Source organism: Photobacterium sp. Ph5, from assembly GCF_022129445.1.
Taxonomy (GTDB): Bacteria; Pseudomonadota; Gammaproteobacteria; order Enterobacterales; family Vibrionaceae; genus Photobacterium.
Map to the genome: position 1 here is coordinate 1 of NZ_JADQAQ010000086.1, position 7,898 is coordinate 7,898.

Genomic DNA, 7,898 nt, shown 5'->3' on the forward strand with positions numbered 1-7,898 from the left:
GATATGAGCTAGCTAAGTCTCTTGAACACAATAACTTGTGATCAAGAGACAGGCATTAAACGCTGGCTTTGTTGTTTTTATAACAAGCAACTTATCGTTGGCTTTGCTGAACTTTGCGTTTCACCCAGGTTTCATTTAGCCACAGTGAAAACATAATGATCACGCCACCTACAATCAAACGTGGATAATCGACATCACGATTCCAAATCACAATATTCACAATCAACCCAGCAGGTACCAGTGCATTATTCATGATTGCAAGAGCGCCAGCATTGACTAACGTCGCCCCTTTATTCCAGATGAAATACCCCAAGCCTGAAGCAATTACACCAAGATAAACCAAGATCCCCCATTGAGTATCGGTCGTCGGTAGTTTGTCGTTATTGCCAAACAATAAAAACATCGGTAACGCGATACAGATGGCACCAATATAAAACCAGCCAAATACCGTATGTTGTGGCAGCGCTGTGGTTTCTTGTTCGATAATTCGTTTATAGCCTACTTGCCCAATAGCAAAACACAGGTTCGCCCCTTGGACGATGACAAAGCCGATAATAAAGTTTTGGTTGATGCCTTCAAACTTGATCACAGCAGCACCTAATACAGCGATTGCTGCGGTGAGCAAATACCACGGAGAAAACTGCTTATGGAGTGCATCGTAAATCAAAGTGACATAAATTGGGGTAAAAATAGTAAACAGTAATACTTCAGGCACACTGAGATATAAAAAAGATTGGTAGTAGAAGCAATACATGATCCCTAACTGGAAAGCGCCAACCATCATTAATTTGAGCGCTAATTTGGGATGGATGTGTTTAAAGCGTAAAAAAGGGATAAAAACCAACGCGGCTAAACTGACACGAGTTAATACAGAAAACCAAGGGTCAACCTGACCGGCAAGGTAGACGCCAATTAAGCTAAAAGAAAATGCCCATAAAAGGGTGATGACAGATAAATATCCCATTACGCCAGTAACATCCATTTGAAAAATTAAGGACATGAGTGTAACGAAAGTTAATCTTGTCGCCTATGAAATATAGAGTAGAAAATAACAGGTATAAGCAGCAGCCAAAGATGTTGGCTGCTGGATGACGAAAGGTTTACCGCGAGATTATTTCAATGGAATCATTAATAAATCAACAGGTGTACGGCTAAGTAGCTGACGAGTTGATGATAAGATTTTGCTCCAGAAATCTTGATGATGACCACAAATCACCAAATCGATATCCATGTTTTTTATCGCATGACAAATTTCTTCGCTAAGATCACCACTACCGACTAGGGTATGTGACACAGGATAATGTGCTTCTTGTGCCAGTTGATGAAGGCGATTTTGTGCATCATTTTCAGCGCGCTCATGCATTTCTGCTAAATTAATATCAATGAGTCCAGTGTATAAATCAGCGTAATCAACATCGATATGGATCAGAGATAATTTAGCATCAAGGGCTTTGGCTAATAGCGCGGCCTTATGGACTAATACTTCGCTATCTTCTGATAAATCAATAGCGGCAAGGATGTGTTTATAGACCATTAACTGACACTCCATATTCATTAGGTATAATGCATATTAGCATTGAGTATGGGGCAAAAATATCGATTTGGTCGCATCTTATTGCGGAGTTAGTGGTTAATTATTTTTCATAAACAAGTAAGCGTTTTTGCTGTTAATTTCGTATCTTATGAAAATTAAAGAGAATTATCTCAGTATTTTTTTTCGTTAGTTGCATTCTAAACAATGCGCAGTGACAATGTCTTGATTACACTTAAACAAACAGGAGTAGTGCAATGTTAGCCAAGGCTATGGTTGATAACCTAAACGAGCAAATCAACTTAGAATTTTTCTCTTCGAACCTATACTTGCAGATGAGTGCATGGTGTGAGGATAAAGGTTTTGAAGGTGCTGCTGAATTTTTGCGTGCTCATGCCGTTGAAGAAATGGAGCATATGCAACGTTTGTTTACTTATGTAAGCGAAACGGGTGCATTGCCAATTCTTGGCACGATTGAGGCACCAAAACACGAATTTACATCATTAGGCGATGTATTCCGTGAAACATACGAACACGAGCAATTAATCACCAAGAAGATCAATGAACTTGCTCATGTTGCATTTACTACGCAAGATTACTCAACATTCAACTTCTTACAGTGGTACGTATCAGAGCAGCACGAAGAAGAAAAATTGTTTAAAGGCATTTTAGACAAAATTGAATTAGTCGGTGAAGACGGTAAGGCACTATTCTTTATTGATAAAGATTTAGCCGCGATGGCAAAAGCAGAGTCTACATCTGTTATGGATTCACAAGCCTAATATTGATAGGGAGCGAATTCGCTCCCTTATCTCCCGGTGAGTGGAACCGCATTTTTTGGGAGAATATAAATGAGTAGTGATGCATTTCTTTTCGCACTTTTTTTAGTGGCAGTTGTTAATACGTCTCGTTACATCAGTACCTTAAGAACATTGCTAGTGGTGATGCGAGAGTGTGATCCTCTTTTGTATCAGCAAGTGGATGGACGCGGTTTTTTTTCTTCTCAAGGTAATGTCAGTAAACAAATTCGTTTATTTCATTACATTCGCAGCGAACAATATAAAAAGCACCATGATCCGGTTTTTATGGCGAAATGCATTAAAGTACGTAAGCTATTTATTCTCGCCAGTACCTTTATGATCACCTTTTTTATCGCGATTTTTGCAGTGGCTTTTCTTGGTTACTGAGACATCTTTCGATTGAGCACTAAGAATCTTGTTTTTAGGCTGGCTTTGCGCGATGTCTGATGTTTAGTATGATCTCAATATAATATGATGAATAGGCTATATTAATAGCCTATTTTTTTTGCCTATTGCTAACCATAGAGAAACAGAAACGTTATGGAAAAGTTCATACAGTGGTGGTCGTCGTTAGAAAAAGGCGCATCTGTCGATTGGATGTATAACATTGGCTTACTGTTATTGTTGAGCTCGGTGCTATGGGGTGGATGGATCTTATTGTCACGTCGTTTATCTACGGTGGCAGAAAAAAGTCAGTTTATTTGGGATGACGCATTAATCAGTGCGATCCGCGCACCTATTACTTTATGTATTTGGGTTTGGCCTGGGTTGTTGTCGATTGGTATATTAGTCGATAATTTGACCAGCTATTCCAGCACATCATTATCGACCATTCGCCATCTGTTGCTGATCTGGACCATCATTTGGACGCTATTTCGTTTAATTTCCAATATGGAGCACACCATATTGGAAAACCGACCGCAACGTGATGCGACCACCGTTAATGCGATATCAAAAATACTACGCCTGATTGTGATGGTATTTGGTGGCTTAATTGCCATGCAAAACCTCGGTTTGAGCTTATCGGGGTTATTAACCTTTGGTGGTGTTGGTGGTTTAGTTGTCGGTATGGCCGCCAAAGATCTGCTAGCCAACTTTTTCGGCGGCATGATGCTGTACTTTGATCGTCCGTTTAAAGTGGGTGATTGGATCCGCAGCCCTGATCGTCAAATCGAAGGTACGGTAGAAAAAATTGGTTTCCGTATGACCATTATCCGCACCTTTGATAAGCGCCCATTGTATGTGCCTAACTCGGTGTTTAGTTCGGTAGTGGTAGAAAACGCTTCTCGTATGCTCAACCGCCGTATAAAGCAAAGTGTAGGTTTACGTTATTGTGATGCGGCGGTGGTAGGAGATGTCGTGCGTGATATCAAAACCATGCTACAAAATCACCCTGATATTGATACTCGACAAACCTTGATTGTGAGCTTTGATACTTACGGTGCGTCGTCACTTAATATCTTGGTATACACCTTTACCAAAACGGTTGAGTGGATCAAGTACAAAGATGTACAGCAAGATGTGATGCTTAAAATTGTTGAGATTGTGCATTCGCATGGTGCTGATTTTGCCTTCCCAACCACAACACTTGATATGCCTGCGGCGGCAGCTACGGCATTGGCATCCATCGAGCGTGTTCAGCAAGCTTAATCGAGTGGAAGTTAAGATAAATTTTTACGGTTGGTATTACGCTATTAGGTAGGTAAAATAGCCACCGCGAGAGAGAAAGGATGCTAGCGACTAGCATCCTTTTTTCGTTTTTTCCTTAGTGTTGTTGAAAGGCAGAAAGTAATTCATGGCAAATAAATACGATGTCGTCATTATCGGTGCGGGTGCTGCTGGTTTAATGTGTGCAGCCGAAGCGGGTAAGCGTGGCCGCTCTGTTTTAGTGGTTGATCACGGTAAAAAGCCAGGACGTAAAATTCTGATCTCAGGTGGCGGTCGTTGTAACTTTACCAATATGGATATAGCGGCGAGTAACTATGTTTGTCGTAATCCACACTTTGTGAAATCTGCGCTATCTCAATACACCCAATGGGACTTTATTGGCATGGTGTGCCAACACGGGATTGATTATGAAGAGCGCGATCATGGCCAGCTATTCTGCCTAGATTCAGCAAAAGACATCGTCCAAATGCTAATCGCTGAATGTGATATACCAAACATTGTTCAGCGTTACCAAGTCGATGTGCATAGCATTGAAAAGACTGACTCTGGCTTTACTCTTGGCCTTAATACTGACACCGTTAGCTGTGAATCGCTGGTGGTTGCAACAGGCGGGTTATCGATGCCGAAACTGGGTGCAACACCCTTTGGCTATCAAATTGCTGAGCAGTTTGGCTTGAAAATGATCCCAACCACTGCAGGTCTTGTACCCTTTACTTTGCATGTTGAAGATAAAGAAGCATTGGCTGATCTGTCTGGTATTGCCGTTCCTGCAGTCGTTGAAACTGAAGATGGCACTTCATTTAAAGAAAATTTATTGTTTACCCACCGTGGTTTATCAGGCCCAGTGATTTTACAGGTATCGTCATACTGGAAGCCAGGTCAGAAGATCACTGCAGATTTATTACCGCATTTAAGCTTGGCTGACACCTTAAATGAAATGCGTGAAGCACACCCGAACCAAAGCTTGAAGAATTCGCTGTCTCGATTACTGCCTAAGCGTTTAATTGAAGCGTTAATTGAACGTGGGGATGTGCAAGATAAGCCGTTAAAGCAGCTTAACCATAAAGAGTTGGCATTACTGACTGAATACTTCCACCAATGGCAAATAGCGCCAAATGGTACAGAAGGCTACCGTACCGCAGAAGTGACATTAGGTGGCGTAGATACCGATGAACTGTCATCGAAAACCATGGAAGCGAAGAAAGTAAAAGGCTTGTTCTTTGCTGGTGAAGTGATGGATGTCAGTGGTTGGTTAGGTGGCTATAACTTCCAATGGGCATGGAGTTCAGGTTATGTTGCGGGTCAATACGCGTAAATAAAAGTTTATGACATAAAGTAAATTTATTGAATTGCCATGTTATTTGATATTACCTATTTTAAACTAATTATTTTTTAATTTAATGTAGGTAATATCAATGAGTTAAAAATATAATTGTAGATTATAAAAAATAACCCTTTACAATCTTCGGTTATAAGACAATAATGGCGTCGCTCTGTTGTTCAGAGTTATTAATGAAACATCAAGTAAAAGTAAAACCTCAGAATTTCTTCGTTATTGTTGTCATCCTCAGTGTTTCCCTTAGCTTCATCGTCACATTCAATAATTCAAGCTTTCAGCGCATCGTAATTTTTTACGATAACTCATGAATTTTAAATTAAATAAGGGACACAATATGTCTACTGGTATCGTTAAGTGGTTCAACGAAGAGAAAGGTTTCGGTTTCATTACTCAGGATAATGGCGGCGCTGACGTATTCGTTCATTTCCGTGCTATCGCTTCTGAAGGTTTTAAAACTTTGGCTGAAGGCCAAAAAGTTTCTTTCGAAGTAGAGCAAGGTCAAAAAGGCCTACAAGCAGCTAACGTTGTAGCGCTATAAGAATTTAAGTTGGCGCAGAGAGTTATATACTATTTGCGCCGCTTTCAAAGTAAAAATAATTAGTTATACTGTACCATCGAAAATAATAACCACTTCCAATATCTGCTTTTGTTTGTATTTGTCGTTACGTTCCTATTTCCCTCGTTACCTATAATAAATAGATTTTATACTCATTTTATAATTTGAATGTACTAAGAAATATCTTAAAAATGCATTTAAGTTAATGATAAAGCTAAGGATATGCTTATGTCTCGATCTCTTGGTCGTAAACGATTTTGGTTTCAACAAAACCGCTCTGTAAATACAATAAATACACAAACAAAAGAAGCAGTAAAATAATGAACGTAAACTTTAATTTATTAAAAAACAAACATTCTTGGAATTCGACTATTCATCAGTTAAATAGTGATGTATTAACCCGACATGTATTAATGAAAGGTAATGTTGATAATGTGGATATTAATTTCACATACTGTGAAAAAACCGGTAAAGGCGATATTACTAATGCTGATAATAAACTAATTGGTAATTTCACTATTTCTTATTAATACCTAAAGGGTATTAAATTAATCGAATAAATTAATTCGCTTAATTTAATAATCTTACTCGCTGAAAATTGAAATTTGTCATCTTTTTCGTAGAAGAAAACTGTTTATCGCTGCATTTATGTTGTTTTATCCGTGTTTCCCTTTGCTTTATCGATAGTTCAAACATCGTTATTTCGGCCGTCGCGTGTTGCGACACTTTAATGAAATAAATATAAGGGACACATAATGTCTAATAAAACACTTGGTTTAGTAAAATGGTTTAACGAAGAGAAAGGTTTTGGTTTTCTAACTCAAGACAATGGTGGCGCTGATGTCTTCGTTCACTTCCGTGCAATCGCTTCAGAAGGTTTTAAAACCTTAACTGAAGGTCAGAAAGTTTCATTTGACGTAGAGCAAGGCCAAAAAGGTCTGCAAGCGGCAAATGTGGTTGGTCTGTAAAGACTGACGATCAGGTAGCGGCATCGCTGCTACCTGAACATCCACTAGGGTGTTTAACTAAAGAAGATATTAGTTAAATGTCTTACTCGCTGAAAATTGAAATTTGTCATCTTTTTCGTAGAAGAAAACTGTTTATCGCTGCATTTATGTTGTTTTATCCGTGTTTCCCTTTGCTTTATCGATAGTTCAAACATCGTTATTTCGGCCGTCGCGTGTTGCGACACTTTAATGAAATAAATATAAGGGACACATAATGTCTAATAAAACACTTGGTTTAGTAAAATGGTTTAACGAAGAAAAAGGTTTTGGTTTTCTAACTCAAGACAATGGCGGCGCTGATGTCTTCGTTCACTTCCGTGCGATTGCTTCAGAAGGTTTCAAAACCTTAACTGAAGGTCAGAAAGTTTCATTTGACGTAGAGCAAGGCCAGAAAGGTCTGCAGGCGGCAAATGTTATCGCTTTATAAGTTTATCTTGTGATAAACATGAAATGCTGGCTAAGGCCGGCATTTTTTATATCTGTAATTTAAGATGCTGTTATCGCTATAGAACATGTAAGTGTTTGTTCAGTCTTGCTCTGTATTATCTGAACTCTCCAATAGATGGCAAAAGCCAATGGCTATCAAGCGTGTAGATAGATATTAAAATAATAAAGCTGCAAGGAAGCAGCAATACATTCACTTCGTTATAACTCTCCTTTTAATTAGCTTTCGATCTTATTAGTTAGTCTCGATATCGTTATATTTATTATGATGTTATGTATATCAATTAATGTGTCGTCATAGACAAAAAAATCCCCACTCAATGAGCGGGGACTTAGGTAGTCACGTTATCGACTTAGTCGATTATAGAGCGTCTTTTTTGATACAAAGAACATGGTATTTACCGTCTTCGATCTCAGCGCCTTCAGTTTCGTGTTCGAAACCAGGGAATTCAGCATCCCATGCTTCTAGTGCTTTCAAGTACTGGATTTGAGGACTTGTTTCGTCACCGAAGTTTTCACCACCCATTAGCATTGGGATGCCTGGTGGGTAAGG

The 7,898-nt window shown here is 39.1% G+C and carries 11 protein-coding genes; 8 read left to right on the forward strand and 3 right to left on the reverse strand.

Annotated features, from left to right (window positions below):
* Positions 1–91: 91 nt before the first annotated feature.
* Together I3259_RS19465 and I3259_RS19470 are read right to left on the reverse strand one after the other, a co-directional pair.
* A complete protein-coding gene (locus tag I3259_RS19465; protein ID WP_238031354.1) occupies positions 92–964 on the reverse strand; it encodes a carboxylate/amino acid/amine transporter in 873 nt (290 codons plus the stop codon).
* 147 nt (positions 965–1,111) lie between these two features.
* Positions 1,112–1,534, reverse strand: a complete 423-nt coding sequence (locus I3259_RS19470) for a universal stress protein (protein WP_238031347.1) — start codon at positions 1,532–1,534, stop codon at positions 1,112–1,114.
* A gap of 254 nt (positions 1,535–1,788) precedes the next feature.
* Here I3259_RS19470 and ftnA point away from each other — a divergent pair, with 254 nt between their 5' ends.
* From ftnA to I3259_RS19510, 8 genes are all read left to right on the forward strand, one after another.
* The gene (gene ftnA, locus I3259_RS19475; RefSeq protein ID WP_238031348.1) at positions 1,789–2,313 is read left to right on the forward strand and encodes a non-heme ferritin; all 525 of its coding nucleotides are present in this window, start codon (positions 1,789–1,791) and stop codon (positions 2,311–2,313) included.
* Positions 2,314–2,382: 69 nt separating this feature from the next.
* A complete protein-coding gene (gene uspB, locus I3259_RS19480; RefSeq protein WP_238031349.1) occupies positions 2,383–2,718 on the forward strand; it encodes a universal stress protein UspB in 336 nt (111 codons plus the stop codon).
* A 153-nt stretch (positions 2,719–2,871) separates the two neighbouring features.
* Positions 2,872–3,981 carry a mechanosensitive ion channel family protein gene (locus tag I3259_RS19485; protein WP_238031350.1) on the forward strand — a complete coding sequence of 370 codons (1,110 nt, stop codon included), beginning with the start codon at positions 2,872–2,874 and terminating at the stop codon, positions 3,979–3,981.
* A gap of 145 nt (positions 3,982–4,126) precedes the next feature.
* On the forward strand, positions 4,127–5,314 hold the full coding sequence (locus I3259_RS19490; protein WP_238031351.1) for an NAD(P)/FAD-dependent oxidoreductase: 1,188 nt from the start codon (positions 4,127–4,129) through the stop codon (positions 5,312–5,314).
* 358 nt (positions 5,315–5,672) lie between these two features.
* Positions 5,673–5,876 carry a cold-shock protein gene (locus tag I3259_RS19495; RefSeq protein WP_005372118.1) on the forward strand — a complete coding sequence of 68 codons (204 nt, stop codon included), beginning with the start codon at positions 5,673–5,675 and terminating at the stop codon, positions 5,874–5,876.
* A gap of 338 nt (positions 5,877–6,214) precedes the next feature.
* The gene (locus tag I3259_RS19500; RefSeq protein WP_238031352.1) at positions 6,215–6,424 is read left to right on the forward strand and encodes a hypothetical protein; all 210 of its coding nucleotides are present in this window, start codon (positions 6,215–6,217) and stop codon (positions 6,422–6,424) included.
* A 225-nt stretch (positions 6,425–6,649) separates the two neighbouring features.
* Positions 6,650–6,862: a cold-shock protein gene (locus I3259_RS19505; RefSeq protein ID WP_005372111.1), complete on the forward strand. Its 213-nt coding sequence runs from the start codon at positions 6,650–6,652 to the stop codon at positions 6,860–6,862.
* A gap of 253 nt (positions 6,863–7,115) precedes the next feature.
* The gene (locus I3259_RS19510; protein WP_006647467.1) at positions 7,116–7,328 is read left to right on the forward strand and encodes a cold-shock protein; all 213 of its coding nucleotides are present in this window, start codon (positions 7,116–7,118) and stop codon (positions 7,326–7,328) included.
* Between the two features lie 378 nt (positions 7,329–7,706).
* Here I3259_RS19510 and I3259_RS19515 read toward each other — a convergent pair.
* Positions 7,707–7,898, reverse strand: a 192-nt coding sequence (locus I3259_RS19515) for a hypothetical protein (RefSeq protein WP_238031353.1), incomplete at its 5' end; no start/stop codon positions are given.

Coding starts and splice junctions, on each gene's coding strand:
- ftnA (WP_238031348.1), top strand. CDS start 1,789: ATGTTAGCCAAGGCTATGGTTGATAACCTAAACGAGCAAATCAACTTA.
- I3259_RS19485 (WP_238031350.1), top strand. CDS start 2,872: ATGGAAAAGTTCATACAGTGGTGGTCGTCGTTAGAAAAAGGCGCATCT.
- I3259_RS19470 (WP_238031347.1), bottom strand. CDS start 1,534: ATGGTCTATAAACACATCCTTGCCGCTATTGATTTATCAGAAGATAGC.
- I3259_RS19505 (WP_005372111.1), top strand. CDS start 6,650: ATGTCTAATAAAACACTTGGTTTAGTAAAATGGTTTAACGAAGAGAAA.
- I3259_RS19490 (WP_238031351.1), top strand. CDS start 4,127: ATGGCAAATAAATACGATGTCGTCATTATCGGTGCGGGTGCTGCTGGT.
- I3259_RS19495 (WP_005372118.1), top strand. CDS start 5,673: ATGTCTACTGGTATCGTTAAGTGGTTCAACGAAGAGAAAGGTTTCGGT.
- I3259_RS19500 (WP_238031352.1), top strand. CDS start 6,215: ATGAACGTAAACTTTAATTTATTAAAAAACAAACATTCTTGGAATTCG.
- I3259_RS19510 (WP_006647467.1), top strand. CDS start 7,116: ATGTCTAATAAAACACTTGGTTTAGTAAAATGGTTTAACGAAGAAAAA.
- I3259_RS19465 (WP_238031354.1), bottom strand. CDS start 964: ATGGGATATTTATCTGTCATCACCCTTTTATGGGCATTTTCTTTTAGC.
- uspB (WP_238031349.1), top strand. CDS start 2,383: ATGAGTAGTGATGCATTTCTTTTCGCACTTTTTTTAGTGGCAGTTGTT.